The sequence below is a fragment of the Ruegeria sp. CDSA077 genome, from assembly GCF_059612265.1.
The window spans coordinates 180,090-196,085 of record NZ_JBXWQG010000001.1 but is presented as its reverse complement, the minus strand read 5'-3'; the positions used below and the strand labels follow the sequence as shown (position 1 = coordinate 196,085).

The following is a 15,996-nucleotide window of genomic DNA, read 5'->3' as shown; positions in this document are numbered from 1 at the left end:
TAAAATTCGACTTCAAAGGTGATTATGCCAAAGCCCCGCCGGGGGCAATCACGCATTGGGATTTTACGACCACGGGCCTGTCGGTTTTTTGATTGACCCGCCAGTCAGCTGCGTCAAATGTGGCGGCAATGTAAAGTCACCGAGGCGCCCATGCAGACCATTCAAGAACCCGCCCGTCAGATCCCGGTTGTGCACAGCACAGATGTTCTTGTCGTAGGCTCTGGCCCTGCAGGTCTGGCCGCAGCGCTGGCGGCCGCACGAGCCGGAGCCGAAGTGTCGCTGGTCGACCGCTTCGGCTGCATGGGCGGCAATATCACTGCTGTCGGCGTTGAAGGCTTTGCCTGGTATCGCCACGAACAAACGGTCGAGGCTGGCGGCATCGGCATGGAGTTCGAAACCCGCGCCAAAGAAATGGGTGCGGCGGTGCCAGAAAGTCAGTCGCTGAGTTATGAGCTGGACAGCGAAGGGTTCAAATTGGTCGCCGACAAACTGATTGAAGAGGCCGGTGTGCATCCGATGCTGCACCGGCAATTCGTGGCTCCGATCATGGACGGCGACCGGATCACCGGCATCATCACCGAATCCAAAGCCGGGCGCGAGGCGATACTGGCGAAGGTTGTCATTGACGCTACAGGGGACGCAGATGTCGCCCATCGCGCCCGTGCGCCCACGCACAAGACCGCACGCGAAGACATGATGGCGGCCTCGGTCATGTTCCATCTGGCGGGCGTCGACAAGCGCGCCTTTATCGAAGGCGTAAAGGCCGACCCCCAGACCTATAAGGATTGGGGCGGTGGCGGCGAATGGAACATTGAGACCAGCGGTAAAGAGGACGACATGTACTCGCCCTTTGTGCACAAACCGTTCCAGCAGGCGATTGATCAGGGGCTGATCCCGGCACATCTGAACACCATCGCGGGCACTTGGGGTGCGATGCATGACACCGGTGAGCTGACCTATATGAACCTGATTCATCTGGCCGGGATCGATGGCACCGATCCCGACAGCATGACCCGCGGTGAGATCGAAGGGCGGCGTCAGTCAATGCTCGCCATCGAGGCGCTGCGCCGGTTCATGCCCGGGTGTGAGAACGCCCGGCTGCGGAATTTCGGGATGACCATCGGCATTCGCGACACCCGCAAGATCGACGCGGTGTACAACATGACCGAGGATGATGCCCGCCATCAGGGCCGGTTCGAAGACACCATCGGCATCTATCCCGAATTCATCGACGGCTATGGCATTTTGATCCTGCCCACGACTGGTCGGTACATGCATATCCCCTATCGGTCGATGCTGCCCAAAGGGATCAGAGGCTTGCTGGTCGCGGGCCGGTCACATGGGGCGGACCGGGTTGCCCATGCGGCGACGCGCAACATGGCTTGCTGTGCGGTCATGGGTCAGGGCGCGGGGATTGCTGCGGCGCTTTCACTCAAAAGCAACCAAGACCTCGATAAATTGAACCTTGCCCCGGTGCATAAAGAACTGGCACGGCAAGGCGTGAGGATACGCTGATGGACCACATCCCAACAATCGACATTGCTCCGCTGGGTGACTCCAGTCACCCCGATTTCAACGCAACCGTTCAGGCAGTCATGGATGCCTGCACCCGGATTGGGTTCCTGTCGATTACCGGCACCGGCGTTTCGCGGGACACCGTCAACAACATGCGCACTTGCGTCCGGGCGATTTTCGACATCGACGATGATGCGAAATGGGATCAGGCGATCACACGCGAGAACTATCGCGGATACATACCCATGGGATTTTTCACCCCGAATGACGGGTCAGGCCAGCGGATAAATACGAGGGCTATAAGCTGCACTTTCAAGTGGCCATCGAAGCGCCCATCCGCGGAGATTGCGGCCTGTATGGTCCCAATATCTGGCCCCGTCATGTCCCACGGGCACAGGCGGTGATTCTGGATTACTGGTCAAAGCTTGACGGTGTCGCGCATATGCTGCTGGGCGCGCTGGAGATGGGTTTGAAGCTACCTGCGAACCAGCTGCGAGACGCGTTTCATGATCCTATGACCAATATGTCCCTGCTGCACTATCCCCCTCAGGCCCCGGACGATACCGGCTATGGAATCCACCCGCATAAGGACACAGATGCGCTGACCATCATCGCCCCTGACCCGGTCGGCGGGCTTGAAGTTCAGACCCGCGATGGCGGCTGGATCACACCCGACTGCCCGCCGGGTGGATTTGTCGTCAATATCGGCGACATGCTAGAGCTTTGGTCGGGTGGCCGGTTGAAATCCACCCCTCACAGAGTGGTCAACCGATCGGGTCAGGAACGCTATTCCTTCCCGTATTTCGCGGTGCCGCGGCATGATGTGGTTGTCGAACCGCTTTTGACGCCTCTGCCCGGCTTTGACCGTCCATCCGTTCATTGCGGCCATTGGTCTGCCGAAATCTGGCGCACCAACTGGCCCGACGAAACAGCCCATGACGCCACCCCTGAACTGGGCACGTTAAGCGACTAGCCCCGCGCGATTCTGGCGGGTCATGAAGCGCTTGCATCGTGGGGCCGCATACGCCAAGAACATTTGCACGTGCCGAAACAAGGGGACAGCCATGGCTTTGCCGGTAAGAGATCAACTCAGGTACTGGGGCATCGCCGCAGTGGTTATTGTACTGCTGTTGTGGGCACTTGGCGATGTATTGCTGCCCTTTGTAATCGGTGGCGCGATTGCCTATTTCCTTGATCCTGTTGCGGATAGGCTTGAAAAGCTGGGCCTGTCCCGCATGGCCGCTACGGGGGTAATCACGGTTGTCGGCGTTTTGGGTTTCGTACTGCTTATCCTGATGGTCGTTCCGGCGCTGATCACCCAGTTGATCGACCTGGTCGAGGTTATGCCCAGCCTTCTCAAGCAGCTAAGAGGGTTTATCGAACAGCAATTCCCGTCGCTTTTGGACCGCGAATCCAACACGCACCAATTTCTGGTGTCCTTGGGTGAGACGCTTCAGTCCAAAACTGGTGATGTCCTGCAATCTGTCGCTGCGTCGCTTGGATCAGCCATCAACGTGGTGGTTCTGCTGGTGATTGTCCCAGTGGTCACCGTCTACATGCTGTTGGACTGGGACCGCATGATTGCTCGTATCGCAGAGCTTTTGCCTCGCGACCACGCCCCCACCATCAAGCGGCTGGCTGGTGAGATTGACAGCGTTCTGGCCTCATTTGTACGTGGAATGGGCACGGTCTGCCTGATCCTGGGCACCTATTACGCCGTCGCGCTGATGGCCGTCGGACTGCAGTTCGGGCTGGTCGTTGGATTTATCGCCGGCTTAGTCACGTTTATCCCTTATCTGGGCGCCCTGATCGGGGGCTCACTGGCCATTGGTTTGGCACTGTTCCAGTTCTGGGGAGACTGGACGCAAATTGGGCTGGTCGCAGCGGTCTTTGCATTGGGTCAGGTGGCCGAGGGCAATTTTCTGACGCCAAAGCTCGTCGGCAGCTCGGTCGGGTTGCACCCGGTCTGGCTGTTGCTGGCATTGTCGGTCTTTGGCGCCCTGTTCGGATTTGTCGGGATGCTGATCGCGGTGCCGGTCGCTGCAGCTCTTGGCGTTCTGGCGCGCTTTGCCACGTCGATCTATTTGGATAGCCGTCTGTATACTGGCCTTGTGGGTTTGGACCAGGAAGACGATTGAATGGCCCTACAGCTGAGCTTTGATCTACCGGCCAAGACTGCGCTGGGGCGCGAGGATTTTTTCGTCTCGCCCGCAAATGCGCTGGCCGTGGCCATGATCTCGGCCACCTCATGGCCGGGGAATAAACTGGTGCTCAGCGGACCTGCTGGTGCGGGCAAGACACATCTGGCCCATGTGTGGGCGGCAGAGACCGGTGGTCGAATTGTGCAGGCCTCGCAGATCAAGCACGACGAGGTTCCTGACCTCGCCCAAACACCGATCGCAGTGGAAGATGTCCCCATGATTGCTGGCGATATGGACCAGCAGAAAACCCTATTCCATTTGCACAATCTTGTGTTGGCAGAAGGCCACGCCCTGCTGATGACCGGGCGCCTGGCGCCAAATTTCTGGCAGTTGCCCTTGCCTGACCTGCAAAGCAGGATCGAAGGCGCACATCACGTTGCGCTGGACCCGCCCGATGACGCGCTACTGGGCGCCGTGCTGGCCAAACTGTTCGTAGACCGACAGCTGAACCCCGGACCCGAGGTCATCGCTTACCTCGTCAAACATATGGATCGCCGTTTCGAAACCGCCGCCAGCACTGTGGCGCTGCTGGATCAACTGGCGCTGTCCGAGAAACGAGACATCACGCGGGCTCTGGCCGTACGGGTACTGAGTGCGGAACTGGAAGATGCCGAAACCAGCGATTGACCCGTCCCCGGTGATTTCGCATCTTAAGCCTGGAATATCTGGACGAGATATGGATCAAGCCGTAGATACCAACATTCCCGACTGGGGACCTTTCGGAAAGCCGTTGTTTGACAACCCCGAGGCCCGCGCCCTGTCGCGCGTCGGCGTTGTTGATGTAGGGTCGAACTCGGTCAGGATGGTGATCTTTGATGGTGCGGCGCGATCGCCTGCCTATTTCTACAATGAAAAAGTCATGTGCGAGCTTGGCGCGGGCCTGTCCGAGACCGGCCGCCTGAACCCGCTTGGCAGGATACGTGCCCTGGCTGCGTTGAAGCGTTTTTCCCGGCTGTCAGACGATCTGGGTCTGCCGGGGCTGCACGTCGTGGCCACCGCCGCCGTGCGAGAGGCCAAGGATGGCTCGGATTTCTGCGCCGAAGTTCACGCGCTAACCGGGTTGACGGTCTCGGTCATCGACGGCGGGGAAGAGGCACGCCTGTCCGCTCAGGGCGTTTTACTGGGCTGGCCCGGTGCATATGGTCTGATCTGTGATATCGGCGGGTCCTCGATGGAGCTGGCCGAGATCGGTGGCGGCGACGTTGGTCGTCGCCTGTCATCGGCCCTGGGTCCGCTGAAGCTGCGGGATATCAAGGGCGGTCGTCGCGCGCGCAAGGCGCAAATCAAGGAGACGATGGAAAACCTGCGCGACCAGATGGGCCCTCAGCGCGATCGTCTGTTTCTGGTGGGCGGAAGCTGGCGGGCCTTTGCAAGGCTCGACATGCTGCGCCGGGGATATCCCCTGAACGTGCTGCATGAATATCGGATGACGACAAAGCAGGTGCATCAGACCATCAAATTCATCGAAAAGGGTGACCCGGAAAAACTGCGCAGTCTGGCAGGCGTCTCGGGTTCTCGGATGGCGCTGATCCCTTATGCTATGGATGTGCTTGCGCGACTGGTGCGAACGTTCAAACCCAAGGACATTGCCGTTTCCAGCTATGGCATCCGCGAAGGCCTGCTTTACGAACAGATGCCACAAATCCTGCGCGATCGTGACCCTCTGATCGAAGCCAGCTATTTTTCCGAAGCCAAAGATGCCCGCCTGCCCGGGTTTGGCAAACATCTGTTCGAATTCGTCATGCCTCTGTTCAAATCCGCGCCGGCCGCGCGGGTCAGGCTGATCAAGGCTGCGTGTCTATTGCACGATGTCAGTTGGCGCGCCCATCCGGATTACCGAGCTGAAACCTGCTTTGATTACGTAACTCGCGCCAACTTGGGCGGTTTAAAGCATTCCGAACGGGTCTATATCGGGCTGGCCCTGCAGCACAGGTATCGCAACAAGCGTGAGGGCAACCGGTTTACCCCTCTCTATGACTTGTTGGGTGAAAAAGATCAGGAACAGGCCGAGATTCTGGGCAAAGCCATGCGCTTTGGTGCAATGCTGTGGATGCAGAACGAAGCCACGATGGGCACGCTTCGGCTGTACCCTAAAAAACGTCAGCTAGAGCTGATTTTGCCCGAAGCCGCAGCCCCTCTCTTTAGCGAAGTGGCCGAAGCACGACTGAACTCATTGGCAAGCACGCTGAAATCCGAACCCCGCTTGATCATCAAAGGCTGACCCTCAGATATCAATCTCGCCTTCGGGCTCATTTTCGGGTTTTTCCGGCTCAACCTCGGGCTCGGGCGGCTTTTTGCGGATAATGATATCCCCGTTCGGCAGGATTTCCGGAGCCTCATAAACACTCCAGTCCTGTACTTCGGCGGCCAGTTCCGCCAGGGCCGGTCCCATTTCCTCAAAAAACGACTGCATCGCGGGGCCGAATTGATCTGCCAGCCCCAACAAATCCTCAAGCGCGGGTTCCATTTCCTGACGCAGCCCTTCAAAGAACAACTCAGCCCCTTGTTCCATCAAGGATTTGCCTGTGTCGTCCTCTGCCTGTGCCGGAACGCCCATGGCAGCTGTGACCACGCATATTGAAATGAACTTTTTCATGCTTCAGATATAAGTCGCCCACGCCGGCGATGAAAGGTCACAGATCAATATCCAGCGTGACAGGGAAGTGATCCGAGGCTGTCAGCAGCGCCTCGTGCAGGTCCCGCGAGGCATAGCATGCAGGGTCCTGGAAAGGATGCCATATGCGCCATTTCGGGCGCTTAACACGCAGCCCTTCGCTGATCATGACATAATCCAACAGCGCCTCAAGATGATCAGCCCTGTCGCGGCGCACAAAGCGCGCGGACGAGGGTAAGATTTCGGATTCAGCCTCATTTGCCATCACCGCATGCGGATCGAACAGACCGGTCTGCAACAGGATTTCGACAGATGAGCGCCCGAACAGGTTTTCAAACTCATCCAAGCCCGGCCCGTCGTTGAGATCGCCCAAAAGGATGACATGCTCGTCAGCCGCAATATGCGCCTGTACTCGCCGCCCCAACCAGACAGCCTGTGCAAGCTGTTTGCGTCGATTGGCGATGGATATCCGAATCGCCTCATCGCGGCTTTCTGCCCCATGCGGGGCTTTGGATTTCAGATGCGCTCCGATCAGGCGAAACGTCGCCCCGCCTGACGTCTGCGCTGACAACTCCATTGGCGGCTTGGAAAAGCGCACATGATCCTCGGTTGCATCAATATCCAGGTCGATCTTGAAAACGCCATCAAAACGAGGGGCAGCCCCTTTTCCTTCCTTGTTTCCTTTGGGATCATGGCGCAATGACAGGATCTGAGGATCGAAAAGAAACGCAAGTTCCTGATGGGTATCGTTCGGAAACCCCATGATGGCGTTTCCTATGCGCAGATCGAACGCTTCGGCAAACCCTTGCAGCGCACGCACCGTGTTCTGCGTCTTACCAGTATTCGGAGCTTCAACAATCAGCACGGCATCCGCATCGATTGCCGTCAGCACTTTTGCAATGGCCTCGATCTGTTCAGCTTTGGTGACATTGTATCTGCCGGACCAGCTGTCATCTACGATCAAGCGGTCTTGCCGGTCGAAGAGATTGGCGAACCATTCAATATTGTAGGTTGCCAATCGCATCGGTTCAGGCCTGCGCGCCTTTGATTTCATCCCAGGCGCGATTGATGTCGATCATCTTTTTTTCGGCCAGACGAATGGCCTCTTCCGGAACGCCTCGTGACATCATGGCGTCGGGATGAGTGTCGCGTACAAGTTGCCGCCAGACCTTACGAATGTCGGGCAGCGGCATATTCCGCGGCACACCCAGCACCGTATAGGGATCCTTTGGTGCATCCGGTACAAACCGTGCGCGTAAGGCCAGAAACTGAGCATCGGTCTGACCGAATATCCGGCTGACATCTTCCAGAAACTTATTTTCGTTGGGATGATAAAACCCGTCGGCCATTGCGATATGAAACAACCCCTCCATCAGGTCGCACAAGGTGGTGCTGTCTTCTGCGAACATATAGGCAATTTTGCTGGCATATTCCTGATACCCGGCGACATCGGTGCGCGCCATGTCAAAGACACGGGCTGCACCGGCCTCATCTTCGCGCGCGATCTGGAATACATCCCGAAAGGCAGTAACCTCGTCTCGCGTGACCTGCCCGTCGGCCTTGGCCATCTTAGCCCCCAGGGCGATGACCGCAATCGCAAAGGCGACCGAGCGTTCCGGCGGCGTGCGCAGTTTCTCGAACACGGCCGTCAGGCTTTCGCCCTGTGCAAGCGCGCTTAGCGCATCGGATATACGGGTCCAAATCGACATGAGCGCACCCTAACCCGCTCCGTCGCGACTGTCAGGTGCGACAGATCACTGCGGGGCAAGAATTTTCTGCATCAGCACAAGATCTAACCACTGACCGCATTTAAACCCCACCTCGGACATCAGGCCCACTTGTGTAAATCCGGCAGCCGTATGGAAAGCGATGGCCGCAGGGTTGGCCGAGGAAATGCCCGCAATCAGAACATGAACATTGTCCATCTGTGCGCGGGCTTCCAAGGCCTGCAACAATGCGCGGCCTATCCCCTGGCCCCGCGCCTGCGGTGCCAACAGGATCGAGTGTTCACGCGTATGGGCATAGCCCGGCCCTGACCGAAACGCACCATAGGTTGCGAAGCCCAGAACAACGCCGTCACGCTCGGCCACCAGAAACGTCGCCCCCCTGGAGACGATATCCAAGGCAACGGCGTCATCGTTGCGCAATTCAGTGGTGAATGTGATCAGCGTATCGCGGATTATCGCATTCCAGATTGCCGCAACAGCGGGTGCATCTTCTGGCTGGGCTTGCCGGATGTTCATTCCAATACCCGTACCCCGTGCGGTGTGTCGATTTCGGCACGCAACGCCGCCGGACCGCTGTCGAACTCAACTTGCCCCAACGGCCCCACCGCTTTGGCGAGATCCAGCGCATCAGGGTGATAGACGACTAGGCGGCGCAGCTGGCAGCCACAGTCGTTCAGCATGTTTGCCGGGTGAAGATCACCCTGCCACTGGATGAGCGCCGGGAAAAGATTATCAAACGGCAGGCGCCCATTGGGAGGCACCGCCATGCGCCAACGCAGCGCGCCACGGTTTAGGTCGATCGGTTGACCGACTCCGTCCGGAAAGACCGTCAGCGAGGCCTCGATATCCGGAACCTGGCAAATCCAGTTGGTCAGGCGGGGAGCGCCCTGAAACCGATCCAGATCAAACCAGCGGGTTCTTTGTGGATTGGGTGCATCTGGGTCAATCGCGATGGCTTCCAGATAGAAACCGTCCCGCAGGCCCAACAACCGGTTATGAGTTCCGAATTTCTCGTGCTTGCCGCCATCCTGCAAGGGGACGCCCAGCGCCTGTTCGACATGTGCCGAGGCCTCTTCAAGCGTTTCGCCAGCAACCGCCAGATGATCAAGTAACACGAATAAGCCCCCCAAAAAGACAAACGACCAGACCGCAAGGATCTGGCCGTATGTTTTCCTCAAAGGCGCTGGATCACAAGATTTTTCGACGAAAAATCTTGGTGCCGGTTCAATCTTTGGAATCGCCGATCAAGCGCAGGATATCTTGTGCCGCCTCTGGGATGTTCGTACCCGGACCAAAGATCGCCTTAACCCCGTGATCATAGAGGAACTTATAATCCTGTTGTGGGATGACACCTCCGCAGATGACGATGATATCCTCAGCCCCGGCCTTTTTCAGTTCTTCGACAAGCTGCGGGGCCAGCGTCTTGTGCCCGGCTGCCTGAGACGAAATGCCGACGACATGGACGTCATTGTCCACCGCGTCTTGTGCTGCCTCGGCCGGCGTTTGGAACAGCGGGCCAACGTCCACGTCAAAGCCGATATCGGCAAAGGCTGTGGCGATCACCTTGGCCCCCCGGTCATGCCCGTCCTGCCCCATCTTGACGACCAGCAGGCGCGGGCGACGGCCTTCGGCCTCAGCAAAATCCTCAATGGACTTCTGGATGGCGGCAAAGCCTTCGTCGCCCTCATAGGCGGCCCCATAAACACCGGCCAGCGTTTTGACCTCGGCGCGGTGGCGACCAAATTCCTTTTCCATTGCCATGCTGATCTCTCCTACGGATGCGCGGGCACGGGCGGCTTCGACAGCAGCGGCCAGCAGGTTGCCGCCATCGCGGGCGGTGGTCGTCAGGGTGTCCAGCGCCTTTTGGCAGGCAGCCTCATCGCGCGTGGCACGGATGCGTTCCAGACGTGCTACCTGCGCCTCGCGGACAGCCACGTTGTCGACATCCAGAATGTCTATCGGGTCTTCCCGTTCCTTGCGGTACTTGTTGACGCCGACGATTACCTCGTCACCCCGGTCGATCATCGCCTGCCGTCGGGCGGCGCTTTCTTCTATCCGAAGCTTTGGCATGCCGGATGCAACTGCCTTGGTCATGCCGCCCATTTCCTCGACCTCTTCCATAAGAGCCCAGGCTTTTTCGACCAGCTCATTGGTCAGGCTTTCGATATAGTAAGACCCGGCCAGCGGATCGACCACATCGGTCACCCCGGTTTCCTCTTGCAGCACCAACTGAGTGTTCCGTGCAATGCGAGCAGAGGAATCGGTGGGCAGCGCAATCGCCTCGTCCAAGGCGTTAGTATGCAGCGATTGAGTGCCGCCCAGAACCGCGCTCATCGCCTCATAGGCGGTGCGGATCACGTTGTTATAGGGGTCTTGTTCTTGCAGCGACACGCCCGAGGTCTGGCAATGGGTCCGCAGCATCTTAGAGCGCTCGGATTTCGCGCCGAAATCGGTCATCACCCGATGCCAAAGGGTACGGGCCGCACGCAGCTTGGCAATTTCCATGAAGAAATTCATGCCAATGGCAAAAAAGAACGACAAGCGACCAGCGAATTTGTCGACATCCATTCCGGCCTGTGTCGCTGCACGAACGTATTCGCGCCCGTCAGCCAGCGTATAGGCCAGCTCCTGCACCAGGTTCGCGCCGGCCTCTTGCATGTGATAGCCCGAGATTGAGATCGAGTTGAATTTGGGCATATCATTCGACGTATATTCGATGATGTCCGAGATGATCTTCATCGAAGGCTCAGGCGGGTAGATATAGGTGTTACGCACCATGAATTCTTTCAGAATGTCATTCTGAATAGTGCCGGACAGGACGGATTTGTCGTGGCCCTGTTCCTCACCCGCTACAATGAAACTTGCCAGGATAGGAACCACGGCACCGTTCATGGTCATCGAGACCGAGACCTTGTCCAACGGGATGCCGTCGAACAGAATCTTCATGTCCTCTACGCTGTCGATGGCCACACCGGCCTTGCCCACATCGCCGACAACGCGTGGGTGGTCGCTGTCATATCCGCGGTGCGTGGCCAGATCGAAAGCCACCGAGACCCCCTGCTGACCCGCCGCCAGATTGCGACGGTAGAAGGCATTCGATTCTTCGGCGGTGGAAAACCCCGCATATTGGCGGATCGTCCAGGGACGACCGGCATACATTGTTGCCTTTACCCCGCGCGTGAACGGCCCAAACCCGGGCATGGAGCCCATATGTGGCAGATCAGCCGTATCTTCCTGCGTATAGAGTGGCTTGACGGCGATGCCTTCCAGCGTCTCTTTGGTCAGGTCGTCCAACGGGCGACCGCGCAGCTCTTTCTCGGCCAGCGCCTGCCAGTCTTTCCTATTGGTCATTGCGATATCCTTTTCTCAATTCGGGTCGCGCAAGGGCGTGGCCCGCGCGTTATCATCCGTGGTTGCGCCCATTGGAATTGGATGGGACGCAATATTTTATGGGCTGCGTGCATTTCGCTGGTCGCATTCGTGCGCACAGGGACTATATTCAATCCAACAGGAGGCCCAATGACACGAACGCTAGCCTTTGTTTTTTCGGCGCTATTTCCACTGGCGGCCCTTGCAGCTGACGGGGCAGCCCCGGCTGACGATGAATTTGTCCGCCCTGTGGGGGATAGCGAGCTCAGCGAATATCTGTGGATCAAGCGGCCCATTGTTGTCTTTGCCGATACACCTGCTGACCCGCGATTCCAGCAGCAGGTCGACATGCTTTTGGAAGGGGAGGACGTCATGCGCGACCGCGATGTGGTCGTTCTGATCGACACTGACCCTGACGCCCGCTCGCCCATCCGGTCAAAACTACGCCCGCGCGGGTTCCAGATGGTGTTTGTCGACAAGGACGGCGTGGTCAAACTGCGCAAACCTTCCCCTTGGAGCGTGCGTGAAATCGGTCGCTCCATCGACAAGACCCCCCTGCGCCAACGCGAAATCCGTGAACGGCGTGAGGGCGGCTGAACGCGTTTCCCATACCCGACGGCCCCGTCGGCGACCGCCGGTTCCCTTGCAGGATATGTCAAACGCGTGGTCATGATCATTCAAACTCGATGATCACATCATCCACGGCGAGGCTGTCGCCGGGGCCTGCGTTGATCTTGGCAACGGTGCCTTTTTTCTCGGCGCGCAGGATGTTTTCCATCTTCATCGCCTCGATGGTGCACAGCGCCTGACCTTCCTGCACTTCTTGGCCCACTTCGACATCGACCTTTACGATCAGGCCAGGCATCGGGCAGAGCAGCAGTTTCGACGTATCCGGCGGCAGTTTCTCGGGCATCAGCTTGGCCAGTTCCGCCTGACGCGGACGGCGCACATGCACCTTCATATCCGCGCCCCGGTTGCGGATCCGGAACCCGCCCGAGATTTTGTCGGCCTTCAGAACCAGCGGGCTACCGTCTATGTCCAGCACCGCCAGTTGGTCGCCCGGCGTCCACTCCGAGGCCACGCGCAATGTCGCGCCGTCTTCGAATTTGACCGTCGCGCCCTCTTTATCGGCATTCACCTGAACTGCGTATTCCTGGCCCTGCAGGGTCACGACCCAGCGTTTGCCGACCTTGCGTTCATGGTTGTCCATCCGGCCCGATACACGGGTGCGGCGAATCTCGGCCACCCGGTGCATGGCGGCGCAGGAAGCTGCGATCTGGCGCAGGTCAGCCTCGGGCAGCTCTACGCCCTGGAACCCATCGGGGTACTGTTCTTCGATGAACGCGGTAGTCATCTCGCCCTTGATGAAGATCGGGTGATCCATCACTGCCGACAGGAACGGCAGATTGTGCCCGATGCCTTCGACCTCGAAACTGTCCAGCGCCACCCGCATCGCCTCAATCGCTTGATCACGGGTCGGGGCCCAGGTGCACAATTTGGCGATCATTGGATCGTAATACATACTGATCTCGCCGCCTTCATAGACGCCGGTATCGTTGCGAACGGCGGCCTCTCCGCCGGGGGCCTCACCCTGCCATTTGTCATTTACCAACAGCGGACCAGCGGCAGTTTCCTGAGGCGGGCGGTAGCGCGTCAAACGACCAATGGACGGCAAGAAACCACGATAAGGATCTTCGGCATACAAACGGTTTTCAATCGCCCAGCCGGTCAGTGTGACATCGTCCTGCGAGATCGACAGCTTCTCACCGGCCGCGACGCGGATCATCTGTTCGACCAGATCGACACCGGTGATCAGTTCGGTCACCGGGTGTTCCACCTGCAGGCGTGTGTTCATTTCCAGAAAATAGAAGTTCTTGTCACCATCAACGATAAACTCGACCGTGCCAGCGCTGGCATAATCCACAGCCTTGGCCAAGGCCACCGCCTGTTCGCCCATCGCCTTGCGTGTCGCCTCGTCCAGGAAAGGCGATGGCGCCTCTTCCACAACCTTCTGGTTTCGGCGCTGAATCGAGCATTCGCGTTCGCCCAGATAGATGCCATTACCATGGCTGTCGCACAGAACCTGAATCTCGATGTGACGGGGTTGGGTCACGAACTTCTCAATGAAAATCCGGTCATCGCCAAAGGAATTCGCGGCTTCATTCTTGGAGGACTGGAACCCTTCGCGCGCCTCGTCGTCGGTCCATGCGATCCGCATACCCTTACCACCGCCACCAGCACTGGCCTTGATCATGACCGGATATCCGATCTCATTCGAAATCTTGACGGCCTCGTCGGCGTCTTCAATCAGGCCCATATAGCCCGGAACCGTAGAGACGCCGGCCTCTTGCGCGATCTTTTTAGAGGTGATCTTGTCACCCATGCTTTCAATCGCACCGACCGGAGGGCCGATAAAGGCCACGCCTTCGGCATCCAGCGCTTGGGCGAATCTCGAGTTTTCCGACAGAAAACCATACCCCGGGTGAACCGCCTGCGCGCCACTCTGACGGATTGCCTCCATCACGCGGTCGATGACGATATAGGACTGGTTTGCAGGCGGTGGGCCAATATGCACCGCCTCATCCGCCATCGATACATGCAGGGCGTTCTTGTCCGCGTCAGAATAGATGGCGACCGTGCCGATGCCCATCTTGCGGGCGGTTTTGATAACCCGGCAGGCGATCTCGCCCCGGTTGGCGATCAGGATCTTGTTGAACATGGAACGTCCTCTGTCTTGAAGTTCTGGAAACGCAAAACGCCGCCGCGGGGCAATGGCCCCACGACGGCGTGTCGCGCGATGACGGTCGGGGCGACGGGGGCCCCGAAGATTTCGTTATCTACAGTTGTTCTGGGTCTTGCAGTAAAGCACGTTGCCTGCCGCGCCGACCACGGCACCCAACAGCGGGTCGGCACTGACGACTGCCGCGCCAACGGCGCCGGCTCCGCCGCCAAGCAACGCCTGCTCGCCGGTCGAGTCTCCGCACGCCGCGAGCCCTGCACAGGTCGCCATTGCAAGAATGACTTTCGAGATTCGCATGATGTCTGCCCTTTTTGGTTTTTTAACAATTTCAGAGCCAGATGCGGGAAATCGCCACTGTTATTCAATAACGAGCGTACCGAAATGCCCATTTGCGCAGTTTTATGCCATCCAATGACTGAAGTTTGCACAAAGAAAAACGCGGGCAGGACATTGTGAAAACCACAAGCCTGCCCGCGGAAGGAAGGGGTACGGAATAGTAGGTGCGCGTGCGACGCAGGCAAAGTAGAGCCGCACGACCCGCTCACCATGCACGGCCCGGTTGCACCTGCAAACCGGGATTGGCCAGTGGTGAAATTTCCGGCCAGAATCTGCCCATTCAGCGAAATATCGCGCAGAAACGCGCCGATTCCGCTCGCATAAACTTTGGTTGAGCAGGGTGAAATTCGCGCCCCGACAGTTACGCAAACCTTTGTTTTATCAGCGCTACCTGAGAGCGAATGACCTGAAGAATTCGATCCTAAGTCGCCGCGGCCACCCCCCGCCGACTGGCCTTTTTCCTGCCCAAGCCTTGAAGGTTCTCCCACCACCAAGCCACGGGTGATACACGCCATAGAATCAGCGGTTTGCGCCGTTTCCCTCAGGTATTTTGCGCGATTGTCACGCGCCCGATCTGCACAGCGCACATATCCTTCTTGGCCCAACCGGGGCAAAGAAACCCTGTTGGAATTTCCAAGGCGTTTATGTGCGACGACGTCGATCACCTTCAGCTATCCCCGCCGAAAATGTCAGGAAACGAGGCTCTGGCCACGCTCGGATCAATGACCAGCAATGCATCATAGCTGGCGGGGTCAAACGGATCCTCCGCCGGAATGACCTCACGCCCGAAAAACCAGCTCAGGCGACCGGCATCCAGATTGCCACGTTCGAATGGCTGGTCGCCGAAATGCTCCCACAAGGCCTCGATAAAGGCTGCATCCGCGCGACGATCAGCAGGTTTACGATCCCGGAACCGTTCACGCGTTGTCAGTGGGGTAACACCCTTTGGGTTGGCCCGTCTGATAGTGAATTGATAATCCGTCCCGGTCAGACGGCCGGGAAATCCGCGATGTTTCAACATTTCAGCGCCTCTTCGCTAAGGTCCTTTGAGGCGAAGGGGAATGCACAGAAATTGTGGTAATTGACAACCATTCTCAAATCCCTCCGTCCCAGACACATTGGGAATCCTGCAGAAGATACGCTTCGAAGAACTGCGTGGCATCCGGTGCGGTATGGCCAAAATCTATCGGCTTGTTCGACAGGGAAATCACAACCCTGGCTGGTTCCAGCTTTTGGTGCGCGACATAGGCCACGGCCAGCGTCTGACACAGGTGCTCCATGTCGATCGTGGCGACATCATATCCAATGCGTCCCACATCCGAGCCGATCTTTGGCGCGATGAACCGAAAGCGCAGCCATAACTCGCCCGGATTGTTGTCCAGCAGGACGTCGTTCAGATGTACAGGCTGCCCAGAGGGAACCGGCACCAATGCTTCAGCGAATGTAGGCGAACCAAGACAGAGAATTGCCAGACATAAGGCGCGATCCCAGACC

At 58.2% G+C, this 15,996-nt stretch carries 17 protein-coding genes; 7 read left to right on the top strand and 10 right to left on the bottom strand.

Annotated features, from left to right (window positions below; translation table 11 throughout):
- Positions 1–150: 150 nt before the first annotated feature.
- The 6 genes from AC2FLE_RS01010 (at position 151) to AC2FLE_RS00985 (ending at position 5,937) form a co-directional block, all read left to right on the top strand.
- Entirely contained in the window at positions 151–1,515 is a 1,365-nt protein-coding gene (locus AC2FLE_RS01010; RefSeq protein ID WP_496694793.1) for an FAD-dependent oxidoreductase, read from the top strand.
- Positions 1,515–1,919 carry a 2-oxoglutarate and iron-dependent oxygenase domain-containing protein gene (locus AC2FLE_RS01005; RefSeq protein ID WP_496694792.1) on the top strand — a complete coding sequence of 135 codons (405 nt, stop codon included), beginning with the start codon at positions 1,515–1,517 and terminating at the stop codon, positions 1,917–1,919. The genes AC2FLE_RS01010 and AC2FLE_RS01005 overlap by 1 nt, the downstream gene beginning before the upstream one ends.
- Complete coding sequence (locus AC2FLE_RS01000; RefSeq protein ID WP_496694791.1) at positions 1,916–2,488, top strand: 2OG-Fe(II) oxygenase family protein; 573 nt, start codon at positions 1,916–1,918, stop codon at positions 2,486–2,488. The genes AC2FLE_RS01005 and AC2FLE_RS01000 overlap by 4 nt, the downstream gene beginning before the upstream one ends.
- Before the next feature lie 91 nt (positions 2,489–2,579).
- Positions 2,580–3,653: an AI-2E family transporter gene (locus tag AC2FLE_RS00995; protein ID WP_142636822.1), complete on the top strand. Its 1,074-nt coding sequence runs from the start codon at positions 2,580–2,582 to the stop codon at positions 3,651–3,653.
- Entirely contained in the window at positions 3,654–4,343 is a 690-nt protein-coding gene (locus AC2FLE_RS00990; protein WP_142636820.1) for a P-loop NTPase family protein, read from the top strand.
- Between the two features lie 49 nt (positions 4,344–4,392).
- Positions 4,393–5,937 carry a Ppx/GppA family phosphatase gene (locus tag AC2FLE_RS00985; protein WP_496694790.1) on the top strand — a complete coding sequence of 515 codons (1,545 nt, stop codon included), beginning with the start codon at positions 4,393–4,395 and terminating at the stop codon, positions 5,935–5,937.
- A gap of 3 nt (positions 5,938–5,940) precedes the next feature.
- Here AC2FLE_RS00985 and AC2FLE_RS00980 read toward each other — a convergent pair whose 3' ends face one another.
- From AC2FLE_RS00980 to scpA, 6 genes are all read right to left on the bottom strand, one after another.
- Positions 5,941–6,312 (bottom strand): hypothetical protein, encoded by a 372-nt coding sequence (locus AC2FLE_RS00980; RefSeq protein WP_496689681.1) that lies wholly within the window; start codon positions 6,310–6,312, stop codon positions 5,941–5,943.
- Between the two features lie 37 nt (positions 6,313–6,349).
- Entirely contained in the window at positions 6,350–7,354 is a 1,005-nt protein-coding gene (locus AC2FLE_RS00975; RefSeq protein ID WP_496694789.1) for an endonuclease/exonuclease/phosphatase family protein, read from the bottom strand.
- Between the two features lie 4 nt (positions 7,355–7,358).
- Positions 7,359–8,039 (bottom strand): molecular chaperone DjiA, encoded by a 681-nt coding sequence (locus AC2FLE_RS00970; protein WP_142636813.1) that lies wholly within the window; start codon positions 8,037–8,039, stop codon positions 7,359–7,361.
- A gap of 45 nt (positions 8,040–8,084) precedes the next feature.
- Complete coding sequence (locus AC2FLE_RS00965; RefSeq protein WP_496694788.1) at positions 8,085–8,573, bottom strand: GNAT family N-acetyltransferase; 489 nt, start codon at positions 8,571–8,573, stop codon at positions 8,085–8,087.
- Complete coding sequence (locus AC2FLE_RS00960; RefSeq protein ID WP_496694787.1) at positions 8,570–9,172, bottom strand: VOC family protein; 603 nt, start codon at positions 9,170–9,172, stop codon at positions 8,570–8,572. The genes AC2FLE_RS00965 and AC2FLE_RS00960 overlap by 4 nt, the downstream gene beginning before the upstream one ends.
- Positions 9,173–9,281: 109 nt before the next feature.
- Complete coding sequence (gene scpA / locus AC2FLE_RS00955; RefSeq protein WP_496694786.1) at positions 9,282–11,408, bottom strand: methylmalonyl-CoA mutase; 2,127 nt, start codon at positions 11,406–11,408, stop codon at positions 9,282–9,284.
- A gap of 168 nt (positions 11,409–11,576) precedes the next feature.
- Between scpA and AC2FLE_RS00950 the strand changes: the two genes are divergently transcribed.
- Complete coding sequence (locus tag AC2FLE_RS00950; protein ID WP_496690937.1) at positions 11,577–12,023, top strand: DUF4174 domain-containing protein; 447 nt, start codon at positions 11,577–11,579, stop codon at positions 12,021–12,023.
- 76 nt (positions 12,024–12,099) lie between these two features.
- Here the strand turns inward: AC2FLE_RS00950 and AC2FLE_RS00945 are convergent, their stop codons facing one another.
- From AC2FLE_RS00945 to AC2FLE_RS00930, 4 genes are all read right to left on the bottom strand, one after another.
- The gene (locus tag AC2FLE_RS00945) at positions 12,100–14,145 is read right to left on the bottom strand and encodes an ATP-binding protein (RefSeq protein WP_496694785.1); all 2,046 of its coding nucleotides are present in this window, start codon (positions 14,143–14,145) and stop codon (positions 12,100–12,102) included.
- A gap of 114 nt (positions 14,146–14,259) precedes the next feature.
- On the bottom strand, positions 14,260–14,463 hold the full coding sequence (locus AC2FLE_RS00940; RefSeq protein ID WP_142636801.1) for a hypothetical protein: 204 nt from the start codon (positions 14,461–14,463) through the stop codon (positions 14,260–14,262).
- Between the two features lie 706 nt (positions 14,464–15,169).
- Positions 15,170–15,523: a hypothetical protein gene (locus AC2FLE_RS00935; RefSeq protein WP_142636799.1), complete on the bottom strand. Its 354-nt coding sequence runs from the start codon at positions 15,521–15,523 to the stop codon at positions 15,170–15,172.
- A 73-nt stretch (positions 15,524–15,596) separates the two neighbouring features.
- The gene (locus tag AC2FLE_RS00930) at positions 15,597–15,929 is read right to left on the bottom strand and encodes a DUF6497 family protein (RefSeq protein WP_496694784.1); all 333 of its coding nucleotides are present in this window, start codon (positions 15,927–15,929) and stop codon (positions 15,597–15,599) included.
- Positions 15,930–15,996 lie beyond the last annotated feature (67 nt).